Origin of the sequence: Paenarthrobacter sp. AMU7, from assembly GCF_041200195.1 — a bacterium.
Classification (GTDB): domain Bacteria; phylum Actinomycetota; class Actinomycetes; order Actinomycetales; family Micrococcaceae; genus Arthrobacter.
In genome coordinates, this window is record NZ_CP165735.1 from 1,578,501 (window position 1) to 1,592,091 (window position 13,591).

Sequence of the window (13,591 nt, forward strand, 5' to 3'; positions counted from 1 at the left end):
CTGAATGATGGGAGGACATCACGCCGCGTCGGGAGCCGCGGCGTGGATAGCTATTGCCTCAACCGGCCCGTACGCCCTGGGTTGGTACCCCTTGGATTCCACCGGGATCCTGATCGGTGCCATGGCGACGGCGGGAACTGCTTTGGTGGTCGACTGGGACCACCGCCACAGCACGATCGCCAACTCCCTGCCGCCGTTGTCCAACATGATTGCGGTGGGAATTGAGAAGGCCAGCGGCGGGCACCGCCAAGGGACGCATTCCCTGTTGGGGGCCTCGGCCTTTGTTGTGCTGGCAGCAATGGCCGCGCAGTTCCAGATGGTGACGCCCATGGGAAAGTTGTCTGTGGGCGCGGGGCTGCTGTGCATGTTCATGATCAACCTGGCGGCCAAGGCGTTGAACCTGTTCCCGAAGTCAGGCTGGATTACCAACTGGCTGTTCGCATTGGTCATGGCCGGCCTGGTGACGTGGTTTGCGCCGGATCAGTGGGGTTGGTTGCCGCTGTCCATGCTCACCGGCGTAGTGGTGCACATTGTGGGGGACATGATCACGGTGGGGGGAGTTCCGCTGTTATGGCCGATTGTCATCAAGCCACCTAAATTCCTGCGCAAATCGTTGATCAGCGGAATTTGGCGGTCCAACGGGGCCTTCTCCATTCCACTGCTGGGGCGGGCTGGTTCCCGACGCGAGTGGCTGGTCCTGATTCCCGTCAGTGGTTATGCCATGGTGGGCATGGGAGCCGCGGCATGGACACTGGCGCAACAGCACTGGCCCGGTGTCCTGGCGGCCTTGGGCGGCGTGGTGCAGTTACCGTGACGGCCTGGCGGGATTACTCTTGGCGGGATTGCTCCTGGCGGGATTGCCCTGACTGCATCGCGGGCGGGCGTCCAATTGGTTAAAAGAAAGCGGCCCAGGCATCAACCTGGGCCGCTTCGCTGTATCTAAGGGGTTTAGCTTTCGCCGGCGGAATCAGAACGGCCAAGAATGGTCTGCGGGATCCAGAAAGCCAGCGCGAACAGGCCCAGGCAAACGGCCATCGGCCACGGGTTGTCCAAGCTCAGGAAGGACAGCGAGTAGATGGAGCCCAGGAAGAGCACGATCATGACCACGAACAGCACAATGCTTGTGCCCAGGTTGTTCTCGCGTTCAATGGGGGCGCTTGTTGCGTTCTTGGACATTCGTTCCTCCTCGGCCCCGCGGGGCTCAAAAATTCTTTGGCAGTTGCGGAAGCCTCAGTAGGCGGATGAACCTTGTTCACCCTTGACGATGGCAATTCCGGAACTTGCTCCGATACGTGTTGCACCAGCAGCAATCATAGCCTGTGCATCGGCGAGGGACCGCACGCCACCGGAGGCTTTGACCCCGAGGTCCGGTCCAACGGTCTTGCGCATCAAGGCGACGTCCTCAACCGTTGCACCCCCGCCATTGAAGCCGGTGGAGGTCTTCACGAAGTCCGCACCTGCTTCCACGGCCGCTTCGCAGGCGATGACCTTCTGCTCGTCGGTCAACATGGACGTCTCGATGATGACCTTCAGGATGGCCTCACCGGCGTGGATCGTCTCGGCTACAGCCCTGATGTCGTCCACCAGCGCACCCTTGTCATTGGCCCGGGCAGAGGCCATGTTGATCACCATGTCGATCTCGTCCGCACCATCGAGCACTGCTCCGCGGGCCTCAAAAGACTTGACGTCACTGGGCGTAGCGCCCAGTGGGAATCCGATGACCGAACACGTCAGCACACCGGAGCCTTTGAGGGCCTTGGTGACGGTCTTGACCCAGACCGGGTTCACGCAGACGGACTTGAACCGGTATTCGATGGCCTCGGCGCAGACCTTGAGGACGTCTGCTTCACTGGCCTCCGGCTTCAGCAAGGTGTGGTCGATGTAGGAGGCGATGTTCGCCGGGGCGACGGCTTGGTTGCTCATGGGATCCTTCCGTGCAGGGCGTGGCCGGCCCGGTGGCCGCAGGGTTGTCACTGCCCGTCAAAGGACCATCTTGCCACATGGGTTGCCTGCCGCAGGGAGGGCCTGGGTACCGTGGAAGGCGGGCCCCAGGACGGGCTAAGCCGCCATGGGGACCTGCTGGTCAGAGCTGCCCCGTGTCCCCAACAGCATGCCGGATGCGCACAACATCGCAGAAGACTCAGCGGAGAGAAGCAGGCCAAGGCGGAGGCCGTCGCACGAAGCGGCGTCGCCGATCGCCCAGATGCCCGGGACGGAGGTGGCGAGGTCGCGCCCCACGGAAATGCCGCCGTCGGACGCCACCGCCAAGCCGGCGCTCGCGGCAAGGTCGTTACGGGCCGTGCGTTCCTCGGCAATGACCACGAGGTCCCCCTTCATGCTGCTGCCGTCCTCGAACAGGATGCCAGTGGCCGGCAGGTTGGACTCCGGTGCGCCTGCGGCAGTGGACGCAACAGGAGTTGTGGAAGCAACGGGAATGGGATCGGCAATCACCGCGGCGGGGCGAAGGGTGGTGCGGACTGGCCGGACTCCACGGGCACGGAGCACGGCCTCTGCCTGGCCGGCGGCAGGCCCACTGCCCACCAGGATTCCGAGGGGACGGCGGCCCACCATCCTCGTGACCTCCTTGACGGCCTCACCGATGGTCGCGGCGTCGTCGATGGTGGAGTAGCTCAGGCCAGCTTCGGCTCCGGCTACGGGCGGGAGGGAAGGGGCAGAACCGGTGGCGATGACCAACTGGTCGTAGGAAAATTCCAGGCCGTCCACGGTGGTGACCATTTTGGCGTCGGAGTCGATGAAGCTGGCCGGCTGCCCGAAACGGACCGAAACCTGGGGGAGCTCGGCGAGTTCCAGTAGAGCGTCAGGGCACTCGTCGCGGTTGCTGAGGACGGTGATGGTTCCGTCGAAAGCGCGTTGCCGGGAGTCTGACCTTCCTGCAAGCCGCCGCACCAATGCCTGGGCCGCTGGGCCTGCGCCTGCGATGACGATGTGGAGGGAGGGTGCGGACGGGGTGGCGGACATGTTTGGCCCTTTCGCTCAGATGACCTGCTGTTGATCATCAGCGTAGGCGGCCGGTTTTTCGCGGGTGTTTCCCCGCTGTTGCCATCTTTGGCGGATCTGAAGCGTGGTGTTTACCGGCCGGTAATAACGTGCGTCACATCGGGCCTGCCGCCGGCGTCAGTATCGGCGCAGGAGCTCACGGAAACCGTTCCCCGCGAAGCCTGCCACCGCGCCCGCACGGTCCACGAAACCGTGGGCGCCGACGGGTTCAACGGAAGCCAGAAAGCCGGCAGCGTCGGCCAGGCTCATGGTCAGATCGGCCACCAGTCCACCCACTTCCAGCCTGGCTCGCCGCGAATCCGCCCAGGCGTCCGGCCCCGGGTCATCGTGCAATGTGCGGGTTACCGCAAGACTCTGCCACCCGCCGTCGACCCTTATGCGGGCACGGTAGGTGACGTCGTCGCCGTGGGTCTCTACGCGCCCGCCCGCCAGGAAGACCCGCCCGAACCGGGAGTGCTCCAGATAGCCGCTGAGCTGCGGCGCTTCGTCCCCGGGATCGGAGGGAAGGACCACCGTGGCTTTGAACGTCACGGGCGATCCGTCCAAGTCGCCCCGGAGGGTGTCGTTGACGCGGACACCCGGCGCAGGCTCTGTCATCGCCGTGCAGTTGGCATCCTTGGCCAATCCGGTGTCAGTCCTCGAATCGAGGTAGGCGCGGGCGTCCCTGTAGCCCATGCCGATCAGCGTATCGGCATCGATCCTGCCCAGATAGAACTCTGGATCCAGAGGAAGGGGGTGCCGGGGACGGACTACGTGCAGCACAAATTCGCGTCCGGCAGCCTCGGCAGCATCGAAATCAGCCAGGAGGGCGCCCATGGCACTCATCTCGATCATGTGCACGTACTGTTCCAGCGGCCCGTCGCCCCAGTAAGGCGTATTTCCGATGCACCAGACCAACCACACTTCGTCGGCCCCACGCCGCAGTGCTTCGGCCACATTGGCGTCCCTGATCCAGACGGCATCGGTCCAGACTTTTCCGTCCCGCCGCAGAGGCGGGAGAAAGATCGGAAGTGACATGCCGGCAGCCATGAGCCCGGCATCAATGTCCGTGGCGTCGATGGCGTGGCAGCGCTTTCCGGTGAACTCCACCACGTTGAAGGAACCCTCGACGGCGTCCGGTTCCGCTGCGTGGGCCCGGATGGTGGCGTCGTTGATGCCCAAGGCGGGGAAGACCTTGTTGAGGATACCGTCGGCGTCGCCAACGGCGGGCAACGACCACGGACCCTTGAGGTAGTCGCCCACGGGCAGTGCTGAGCCGAAGTCCTTGACGTCGACGCCCGACCACCGGGCACACATCTCATCCGGCGAGACGCCGGAGAGAATCATGCCGGCCGTGAGGATCCCGCCGGAGGTGCCGTCGACGTGCTGGAATTCCAAGCCTTCCTCGGTGAGCGCCTTTACCACTCCGGCTTGCCAAGCCACCCGCATGCCGCCGCCGGCGAGGACCAGTGAGCGTTTTGCCGGGTGCTTCATCCTGCCAACCCGGAGTTGGCAGGTGCGGCGCTGAGACGGCGCCAATACACGTAGAGGAGAATCCCGGTTGCGAGGTCAAAGAAGGCCACCATCAGGGCAATGGGTGCGAAGACACCGTTGAGGACGCCGATGCCCACGGCCCCGAACGCGCCGGTTTTCTGGAGCCCGGACCACAACACCACCTCGGGGGAGGGAACAGCGTTGAGGAGGGTGTGGAGGAGCAGTCCGCCCACCACCACCATGAACATTCCCACGGTGCCGAAGAGTTGGCGGGTTTCGGGGGTGGAGTCTGCGCCGATCAGGTGGAGGACTGGCCCACCGAACGGGACCTGCACGGCTCCGGTCAGGACGGTGATGACGGCGATGACCGCGAGGACGGAGCGGAGGGGATCGGCCACGGCCCAGGCAACGGTGCCCGGCGGGTGTGTTTTCCGGGGGTGGCGCCCGGAGGGTGCCGGCTGGTGCGCGGTCACGCGTAGGACTCCAGCAGCCGGCCGCGGTCCACCAACAGCCACACCATGGCCGCCCAGGTCAGGGTGGAGACGTAGAACCGGATGTCGTTGAGCATCATCCAGCGTTTGAGCAGCGACCTGAGCTCGGCGTCGTCCGCGAAGTCGCCGCCACGGATCCGGACGTTGATGGGGATGATGATCCCTTGGCCCACCCAGGTCAGGACAATGATTCCCAGCAGGCAAATGATGGCGGGGATGACTCGGACGGTTCCCCATTCGGACCAGACGAGAATGCCGCCGGAGATGAACATGATGGGCACCACGATGGTGAAAAACTTGGTGGCCGCCCGGGTGGGGATGCCGAAGTGCATGTCCACGTTGTCCCGGGCCAACGATTCCCAGGTGGGGTAGAGGAAGAACTTGAGGACCCACATGGTGCCCACATACATGGTGGCCCCGAAGAGGAAGTAGAGGGCGTTGAGCAGGAGGAGCCAGTTCACTGGGCACCTCCACGGGAGTCGGCACTTGGTGCGGCAGCGCCCGAGACCCGGCTCCGGTCCGGTGGCGCCAGCCATTCCTGCCCTTGGCCCAGGTCCACCACGCTGTCCATCATGTCCCCGCCGCGAAGGGCCACGGCCTCCAGTTGGGTGGGAGCCGTGAGGAACCACGCTTCGTAGTGGTCATCCAGGACCCCGTGGGCTTGGGGCAGCCAGGCGGTGAACACCGGTTTGCTCTCTACCTGCAGGTCCCTTAAAGGCTCGACGCCAGGCGCGTCACCGAGGATGAGCCGCGCCTTGGCCTGGGCGCCGAGGGCGATGTCACCGGTGGCTTCGAAGTAGATGTCCGATTTCCAGAGCATGTTCCGGAACACACAGTAGTTGGACGCGGCAAGTTTGAGGGGAAGCTGGGTTGCCCCTGGTCCGGCCGGCCGTTCAATTTCGATGTAGCAACCCAACTGGCCGTCCTTGTCGTATTGGGCTGACACGGTGGTGTCCGTAACCACGAAGTCCAGATTGGCCTGGTGCTTGGGCATGCCCCAGATTCCTTTGCCCCCTTTCACGGAAACTTCGGTACTGACGGGCAGGTCCACTACGAACTGGCCGAGCTTGAACGTCTTTTGGAAAAGCAGGGGAAGGATGGGCGGGGCAGGCCTGCTGCCGTGGGTGATGGCGATGGCCAGGGAGTACTCGATGTACTTGCCGATGTCCGTGGATTTGTAGTTGACCACTGTCACCACCAGGAGCCCTTTGCCGCCGAGGGTGAACGGCCGCATTTCCGAACCGGGGAGTGCAGCGGCGGCCGCCCGCTTGTTGATGGGGAAGGCCGCCATCAACACCGGTGAGTCGTCGGAATTGACCGGCATGACGTATTTGATCCCGTCCGCGAACGCATGCTGTCCGCGAAGCCGTTCTTGCCTCCGCGGAACCGGGGACGGGAGGAGCTTGAGCAAGGGTGCGGCCAGTTCGGTGAGGTTTTTCATGGCTTCGACTCCGGGTTTCGGTTCAGCTCGTCGACGATGATGGGGAAGGTGTCCTGCCAGGCGTGGTCGCCGAAAAAGACGTCCAGGTGGCCGTACCCGGGGATGAGGTGGAGTGAATCCTTCCCGGGGCGGTGCTTTTGGAAGAATTCGTAGGTGCGTTGCTGGCTTTCGGGCAGGAAACACAGGTTGTCCAGACCTGCGATGAAGGCGAACCTCGCATCGGTCTGGGGGGCTTCGGCCACCAGGTTGTCCGGCAATTCCGGATGGTCGCCGGCGGCCACCATGTGCCCGGCCTTGATGCTGCGGCCCATTTCCTCGAAGAACGTCACGGGCACCTCGGCGAACTCGCCGGTGAGCCATTGGTGGGTGGCGTCGTCGAGGTTCTCATGGGACCAGAGGGCGGGGCGGCCGCTGCCGTAGGTGAAGCTGACCATCTTGCAAACAGTGTTGTCGCACTCATGGTGGGTGGCTTTGACCAGGCCCCGGATGGCCCGGGTGAAGTAGCCCTGGGACTTGTACCCCCACGCCGGCGACAGGTACGGCGTGAAGGCTTTGACTACGGGCGTGAGGTAGTTGATTTTCAGCCGCGAGAACGCCGGCACTACGGGGTGCAGGGACACCGCGTTGGACACGATGGTGTCCACCTGCGGCAGCAGCCCCGCCACGGCCGACATCGTGAACGACGTAGAGCCCTGGCAATGGATGACGGCTTTCATGGTCTCCGCGCCGGTAGCGTTCAGGACGTGCTCGACGGCGGCGGGATGGTCGTACACGGCGGCATCGGCAAGCGTCCAGGACAGGGGATCAAGGTCGATCGATGCCCGCCAGTTCAGCATCCAAACATCCCACCCGTCTTCGAGGAGGACATCGACGATGGTGGTGCGGACCGGCGGCCTGAACAGCTCGGCCCGCACTCCGGAACCGTGAACCAGGATCACCGGCCCCTTGACCGCTTCAAGGGGTGAGGTGACGTGGACCAGGCTCAAGGGCGTGTTGTCCCGGGCACGGAGAGGAATGACCTCGGTCCTGTGCTCGGCACGGGTGATGATCATGGGGTGTTTCCCTTCCGTGCGATGGTGATGGGTTCTTCAAGCAGCCGCACGGCAGGCAGGCCGGTCACCGGAACCAGCCGCGCGCCGTCGTCGTTCGTTGCCAGTTGCCAGTCGCGGCAGACGGTGTCCACCATCAACGGGTAGACAGTGAGGTTGCCGTCGGGTGAGAGGTGGATGCGGAGGAAGCCTTTGTGGTCCTCGATCGCCTGGCCTGACATCTTCCACGAGGCCACCTCGCCACTGGGTGTCGCCAGGATGTACAGGGCGAAGGCCTCGCTGCCAAGCGCCCACCCGCCCAGATGTACCAGGCCAAGCACCAGGAGCAGGATCACGACGTCCGGCCAGATCTCCGGCCAAGGAACAAGGATCACGACGGCGGTACTCACCGCGAGCGCGGACAGCTGGTACAGGGCGCCGCGGGCGAAAACGACGATGCCCGCCTGGGCCACGCCCAGCGAACGCGCGGACAACGAGGCAATCGCCAGGAGGAGCGGCCCTGCAAGGATCAGGACAATGACAAGTACCGGGGTGTCTCCGCGGCTCAGGCTGCGCAGGCTGTCCACGAATCCTTCCCCGCGAAAGGCGCTGAAGACCGTCCACAGCGCCAGGGCGGCCACCACGTGCATGATGCCCAGCGATAGTCCGAAGCCGGGGTTGCGGATGGGGAGCCAGAACTGCGAGAAGGGGTTGGCCAGTTGCGGGCCGAGCAGGCGGGAGTTCCCTTGGCCGGGGAAGGTGGTGGTCGTGCGGGTGAAGGCGCGGCCTGGGCCCGTCTGTTGTGGGCCCGACCGTTGTGTGTCCCGCACACTGGACGATTCACCGGGAGCAGCCGGCGCGGCAGGCAGGGTGAGATGTTCCGGCAGTCCGTGGGTATCCGAGAGGTAAGCGCCGCCCAGCCCGCAGGTGATCATCTGGGTCCTGCCCGGATCCGTGGTCTGGTGCTGGTTGTGGGAGTGAAGGTGGGAAGGGGAGTCCTCGTAGCGGGAGTAGTGGTGGAGGTCTCCGGTGAGCCAGAGCCTGACGCTGGCACCTGTGGCGTCGAAGAGGCCCGTTTCAGGGTTGAAGCGGCGGCGCAGATAGTCCTGCTCGAAGAAGTTCACCTGCCGGAATTCACCCCACCCGGGTTGAGTGGCGTCAACCCAGAACGGAGCAGCGACGCAGAGGATGATCGCATCGCCGGGCTGCAGTTGCAGAGTGACGTTCCGGTAGAAATAGTCTAGTTGTGGCTCGTCGATGTACTGCCCCAGTTGGCTGTCCAAGCCCAGCAACCACCAGCCGGGGGTGCCGTTCCGGCCCGGTCCGGGAGGGATTCCGGTCAGCCGGAGGGCAAAGTAGCTCCGGGTTTGGATGGTCCGCCAGTTTCCGATGCTCCGCTGCCTGGTGAACACCCGGATGAACGAGGTGAGGCCGTCGTACCAGTCGTGGTTGCCGGGAAGCGCCAGCATGACCGGAGGCGCGTTGTGGGGCCCGTTGTGCGCGGCGTCGGCGCTTCCTGGGCCGCTCGACACAGGTGGGAACGCCGTCCGGTACGGGCCCGCCATCCGGTTCTCGTACGCCGCCGGCGACGCCACCGGGTAGACCTCGTCCCCGCCAAGGACTAGCACCCTTCCACGGGGAAGTTCATGCCCGTCCACCGTCAGGGTGTCCTGGGCCAGCAAGGATGCCACCGTGTAGGTGGCATCGAAGCCATCGCCGAGGTCGGCCGTGAAATCGAGCCACATCTCCGTCGTTGCCGGAGCCGCGGCGGGCTCATCCTCGAGATCGGCAGGTGAGGGAAGCCCGCGGCTGCTGACAACGGGCTGCGCCGGTTGGCCCGGGACGGGAAGTTTGTCCAAACGCAAGGGGTCCGCTGGAAAGCTTCCCTCAAGCTCGCGCTTATCGCCAAAATCGGCAAAGACTGTGGCCGCCGCGACCTTCAACGCGGTTCTGGCCAAGGACAGGGGCGAGAGCCAACGAACCGCCGTCTGGGGTGTGAAGCCCAGTGCGGCGTGGTGTTTCGCGAGCTCCCGGCTTTTCATTGTTTTGACGTGAACGGGAACGGTACGCGTCTGAGACCCTGGCCGTAGACCTGCCAGAGTTCGCCGGCGAACAGTTTGCCGAAGGTCGTCAAGCCTGCGGCCGGGGCCGGTCCTTCGGCCCGGAACGTGGTCAGTTGCCTGGCGAAGTCGAGAGGCCGGATGAAGAGGATCCCGGCGCCAACTACGCCTGCCTGGGCAGCGCCGCTTGCAACGGGCCGACCGGCGTCCGGCGGTGTAACGTCCGGCGTCCCTGGATCGGGTGGCACAGCATCCGGCGGCACATGGCCGCGGAGGATGGTGGCGTACAGGGTGGTGGTGTCCGCCCAGAGGTCGAAACCTGCCTCGTTATGGATCAGTTTGTGCCCGGTGAACGTGAACGGCGTGCCACCTGGGTCCCGAAGCCACAAGCGGTAGAGCATGCGCCTGGCTGGTGCGCCGTCGTCGGACGCATCCGGAATGAAGAGATTGAACCAGCCCCGCTCTACCGGCATCCGGCCACCAAAGTAGTCCGCCAGCACGTAGCCCTCGGCCTTGGCAGGGTGGTTCGGATCGGTCGCGAACGCCTCCATGTCCTCGGCGGTAATGGTCAGTTCGAACATGATCTTCCGGCTGCGGTCCCGGCCCAGGCTCCGCCCCTTTTCCGGATCGGTGGTGCCTGGACTGAACCAACCGTGCATCTGCTCGGTGAACCGCACGGAGGTGGTCTCTGGGGCGTCGGGAGCGCCAGGCCCGCCGAGTCCGCGGCTGCGCGCCTGAGGTACCTCAGGCGCTGCGCTCGCGGGCAGTTCCGCTGGTGCCGCCTTGCCTTTGGTAGCGTCCGGCGCCAACGCGCGCGGAGCGGATGCACCGACGTCGACGACGGCGCCTGCTGCCTCCCGTTCAACGGCCACCTTTTCGCGGGCCCCGCCGGAGCCTTCAGTGTCTTCCGGACGGATGCCCCGGTGTTGCGCCTTGTCTGCGTTCTCGATGATGTGGGCGCAGGTACGCTCTGCGAATGCGGCGATGGTCAGGGACGGGTTGGCGCCCACCGGACCGGGCATTGCGGCCCCGTCAACGACGAATAGTCCCGGGTATCCGAACACCTCCCCATACGAATCGCAGACGGCTTCCCCCGGATGCCGGCCGGACGGGGCGCCTCCAATGGGGTGAACCGTAATGACACGCTTGGCCCACCACAGGGGGTTGTCAATGAAGTCCCCGTCCAAGTCCTTGGAAATCGCCTCCATGGTCTCGCGGACGCGGCCGAAATACTCCTTGGACGTTGCCATGGTCCAGGCGATGGCCAGCCTCCCGTCGCGAAGGGTCATGACGCCGTCGGGAATGTCCCTTCCCATTCCCAGCAGAGGCACCGAACTGGACGACAATCGGCCGTCGCCCAGTGCTGCGGCGAGGTCGGCGGAGACGTTGGAGCGGCCGGCGTCGAACAACCTGTCCTTGAGCAGTTGCCCCGCCAGTTTCACCGTCCGTTTCATGGTGGTGCGCAGTTGTGCTGTTTCCATGAGCCAGTTCATGAAGGCCGGATACCCGGCATCCTCCACGTAGTAGCCGCGACCATCGCCGTCGTCGTCGTTCGAATCCGGGACCCTGATGGCTGTGGTGATCACCGGCCCGCGGCTTCCGGTCAATGTCCGGACACCCGGGCGTGAGCCATTGGCCGGGGGAGTCTTGGCGCCCATGATGAACGTCAAAAGGTCGCCGTTGCCGCTGAAGCGGGTGCCCAGGGCGTCGCTGAGCGCCGGAAGGGAGCCACGGTTGCGGAGCAGGAGGAAGTTGGTGCCGAACGTGCCGGCCCCCAGGATGAGCCGGCGGCAATGAATGATGCGTTCTGTGAGGAGTTCGCCGTGTCGATCCGGATGGTGCACCACATAGCGGACTTCATAGCCCCCGCCCTGCGTTCCAGCGTCCAACGGCCGAATACCGCGGACATCGTGGAACGTCCTGACATCGGCACCCCTGAAGGACGCCGCTGAAATGTAGTTGTGGTCCAGCGTATTCTTGGCGCCGGCGTTGCACCCGATGTCGCATTCACCGCTCAGCGTGCAGGTGGTCCGCACCGTGGTGGGACCATGGATGCTCCCGTAGCCGGGAAGGGGCAAGGCGTGATTGGTCCGGGGCTCCGTGCCAGGCGCCGTTGAGAACGTGACGGCAATGGGAGGCCGGGTGATGGACAGCCCCAGGTTCGCGGCGGACTTCTCCATGGCAAGGGTCTTCGCGGTGTCCTTGTAGGGATACGGGACAGGCTGCAGCATGGCTTCGGCGGCATCGTAATAGGGATCAAGGTCAGCCCGGGTGAAGGGCCAATTCTCGTAACCACCGCCGGGGATCGGGGACTCGTTGACGAACCACTTTTCGTCCTTTCGCAGGAGGACGTTGGCATAGATGAGTGAGCCGCCGCCCAACCCGCTGGACACCAGTCCCTCCGTGCCGCGGAACGTCCAGGCATCAAAGAGTCCATACAAGCCGCGGTCCGGATCCCAGAAGTTGCGGCCCATCTCCGACGGCGAGCGCGCGAAGCTGCCCGGCGGGTATGGTTTGCCGCGTTCCATGAGCACAACGGACTGTCCGGCTTCGGCCAGTCGAAGCGCCGCAACGGAACCTCCAAAGCCGGAGCCCACCACCACTGCGTCGACTTTTTCGATGCCGCTGCCGATGCCGCTGCCGCGGTGGCGTGGCGGATCAGACGCGGGCTCAGACCCCGCATCCCCACTGTTCCCGGTCCCCAGACGACCCATGGCCGTTCCTCTCAGAGGAGAGCTGACTACATAGCTGCAGCTGACGGCGCCGGGTGTGGCCGGGCGTTGCCTCCGCGGACTATGGGGCTTATGTTCCCACCGGGCAGGGGATCTGTAAATGAGGTGGCGTACTTGGGTTCAGGGTGCACTAGACGATCCGGGTGTAGATCATGTCGAAGTCGTGCTCCAGCGGCCCGCCCGGGTAGGTGCCGCGCTCCAGGCGGGCGGTGATGGTGTTGCCGTCCTCGGTGAGGCGGCCAACGAAGCGCTGGGGCCAGTCCGGGCCATCCCGGAAGAGAATCCAGACGTTGTCCTTGAGCGTCATGTCGTAGATCCGGGCGACCCCTCGGGAATCGAAATAGTGCTGCTGGAAGGCTCCGTCCGAGCCGGTGGCACCAATGACGCTGACCGCATTGGGGTACTCCGGCCGCTGGACCGTGGATCGTTGGATGAGGAAACCGCCACCCTCCAGCCATTCGAAAGTCGTCCGGCCGGAGACCTCCTGGCCAGGTACTGACGTTTCCCACTCGCCGACGAGGATCGTCAGTTGCTCCAACGTGGGTTTTGGATCCCGTGCCATGGCTGCCTCTTTTCGCGTCGTCGCGCTGGTGGACAGGTTCAGCGTAGGGCTCGTCCGTTCTGCCGTACAGATGCGCCGCCGGATGCTCCGCATGGAACGGCAGAACGCCATGCAGGTGGTGCTGTGATGGCCGGGCTGGCCCCTGGCCGCACCGGGCGTGCGGTGGCAGGATGGGCGCATGAGCCGTGTCACTTGTGATCTGACTGTTTCCCTTGACGGATTTGTTGCCGGGCCCAACCAGTCCCCGGATAAGCCGCTGGGGGAGGGCGGCGAGAGCCTGCACCGTTGGCAGTTCGAGGAGCGGGAGGCCAGCGCAGCTGAGATCGCGGGCATCCTCGAAGCTGGTGCTTACATCATGGGCCGGAACATGTTCGCCGGTCCCGGATCGGGCCCGTGGGATCAGGAATGGCGCGGCTGGTGGGGTGAGGAACCCCCGTATCATGCACCTGTTTTCGTCCTGACCCATCACCAGCGCGAGCCGCTGGCGATGGAAGGTGGCACCACTTTTCACTTCGTCACTGACGGCATCGAATCGGCCTTGGCCCAGGCCCGGGAAGCCGCCGGGGATAGGGATGTGGCGATTGCGGGGGGAGCGCAAACCGCTCGTCAGTATCTCTCCGCAGGCCTCATGGACGAGCTGCGGCTTCACATCTCGCCGGTGATCCTGGGTGGTGGCGAACGGCTGCTCGACGGCGTGGGGGGCGTGACGCTTGAACCGATCGAAGCGCGCGGGACCGGACTCGTCACCCACGTGCGGTATCGGGTGCAGCGCTGATCCGGACCTGG

General features: G+C 64.9%; 14 protein-coding genes. 3 read left to right on the forward strand and 11 right to left on the reverse strand.

Going from position 1 to position 13,591, the window contains the following annotated elements:
- Positions 1–4: 4 nt before the first annotated feature.
- Complete coding sequence (locus ABQM86_RS07320) at positions 5–814, forward strand: metal-dependent hydrolase (protein ID WP_089594217.1); 810 nt, start codon at positions 5–7, stop codon at positions 812–814.
- 134 nt (positions 815–948) lie between these two features.
- Here ABQM86_RS07320 and ABQM86_RS07325 read toward each other — a convergent pair whose 3' ends face one another.
- The 11 genes from ABQM86_RS07325 to ABQM86_RS07375 form a co-directional block, all read right to left on the reverse strand.
- The gene (locus ABQM86_RS07325; protein WP_089594218.1) at positions 949–1,176 is read right to left on the reverse strand and encodes a hypothetical protein; all 228 of its coding nucleotides are present in this window, start codon (positions 1,174–1,176) and stop codon (positions 949–951) included.
- Between the two features lie 54 nt (positions 1,177–1,230).
- Positions 1,231–1,923 (reverse strand): deoxyribose-phosphate aldolase, encoded by a 693-nt coding sequence (deoC, locus tag ABQM86_RS07330; RefSeq protein WP_369746282.1) that lies wholly within the window; start codon positions 1,921–1,923, stop codon positions 1,231–1,233.
- A 135-nt stretch (positions 1,924–2,058) separates the two neighbouring features.
- On the reverse strand, positions 2,059–2,979 hold the full coding sequence (locus tag ABQM86_RS07335; RefSeq protein ID WP_369746283.1) for an FAD-dependent oxidoreductase: 921 nt from the start codon (positions 2,977–2,979) through the stop codon (positions 2,059–2,061).
- A gap of 156 nt (positions 2,980–3,135) precedes the next feature.
- On the reverse strand, positions 3,136–4,491 hold the full coding sequence (locus ABQM86_RS07340; RefSeq protein WP_369746284.1) for a patatin-like phospholipase family protein: 1,356 nt from the start codon (positions 4,489–4,491) through the stop codon (positions 3,136–3,138).
- Positions 4,488–4,964: a hypothetical protein gene (locus ABQM86_RS07345; protein ID WP_369746285.1), complete on the reverse strand. Its 477-nt coding sequence runs from the start codon at positions 4,962–4,964 to the stop codon at positions 4,488–4,490. Before ABQM86_RS07345 ends, ABQM86_RS07340 begins: the two co-directional genes overlap by 4 nt.
- A complete protein-coding gene (locus tag ABQM86_RS07350) occupies positions 4,961–5,443 on the reverse strand; it encodes a DUF1772 domain-containing protein (protein ID WP_207596851.1) in 483 nt (160 codons plus the stop codon). The genes ABQM86_RS07345 and ABQM86_RS07350 overlap by 4 nt, the downstream gene beginning before the upstream one ends.
- Positions 5,440–6,423, reverse strand: coding sequence for an acetoacetate decarboxylase family protein (locus ABQM86_RS07355; RefSeq protein ID WP_369746286.1), 984 nt, complete (start codon positions 6,421–6,423; stop codon positions 5,440–5,442). Before ABQM86_RS07355 ends, ABQM86_RS07350 begins: the two co-directional genes overlap by 4 nt.
- On the reverse strand, positions 6,420–7,475 hold the full coding sequence (locus ABQM86_RS07360) for an alpha/beta fold hydrolase (RefSeq protein WP_207596853.1): 1,056 nt from the start codon (positions 7,473–7,475) through the stop codon (positions 6,420–6,422). The genes ABQM86_RS07355 and ABQM86_RS07360 overlap by 4 nt, the downstream gene beginning before the upstream one ends.
- A complete protein-coding gene (locus ABQM86_RS07365) occupies positions 7,472–9,493 on the reverse strand; it encodes a hypothetical protein (RefSeq protein WP_369746287.1) in 2,022 nt (673 codons plus the stop codon). Before ABQM86_RS07365 ends, ABQM86_RS07360 begins: the two co-directional genes overlap by 4 nt.
- The gene (locus tag ABQM86_RS07370; RefSeq protein ID WP_369746288.1) at positions 9,490–12,225 is read right to left on the reverse strand and encodes a GMC oxidoreductase; all 2,736 of its coding nucleotides are present in this window, start codon (positions 12,223–12,225) and stop codon (positions 9,490–9,492) included. The genes ABQM86_RS07365 and ABQM86_RS07370 overlap by 4 nt, the downstream gene beginning before the upstream one ends.
- Before the next feature lie 148 nt (positions 12,226–12,373).
- The gene (locus tag ABQM86_RS07375) at positions 12,374–12,805 is read right to left on the reverse strand and encodes a hypothetical protein (RefSeq protein WP_280627548.1); all 432 of its coding nucleotides are present in this window, start codon (positions 12,803–12,805) and stop codon (positions 12,374–12,376) included.
- Between ABQM86_RS07375 and ABQM86_RS07380 the strand changes: the two genes are divergently transcribed.
- Together ABQM86_RS07380 and ABQM86_RS07385 are read left to right on the forward strand one after the other, a co-directional pair.
- A complete protein-coding gene (locus ABQM86_RS07380) occupies positions 12,804–12,932 on the forward strand; it encodes a hypothetical protein (RefSeq protein ID WP_278251950.1) in 129 nt (42 codons plus the stop codon). The genes ABQM86_RS07375 and ABQM86_RS07380 overlap by 2 nt on opposite strands.
- Before the next feature lie 51 nt (positions 12,933–12,983).
- Positions 12,984–13,580: a dihydrofolate reductase family protein gene (locus ABQM86_RS07385; protein WP_369746289.1), complete on the forward strand. Its 597-nt coding sequence runs from the start codon at positions 12,984–12,986 to the stop codon at positions 13,578–13,580.
- The last annotated feature ends 11 nt before the right edge of the window (positions 13,581–13,591 follow it).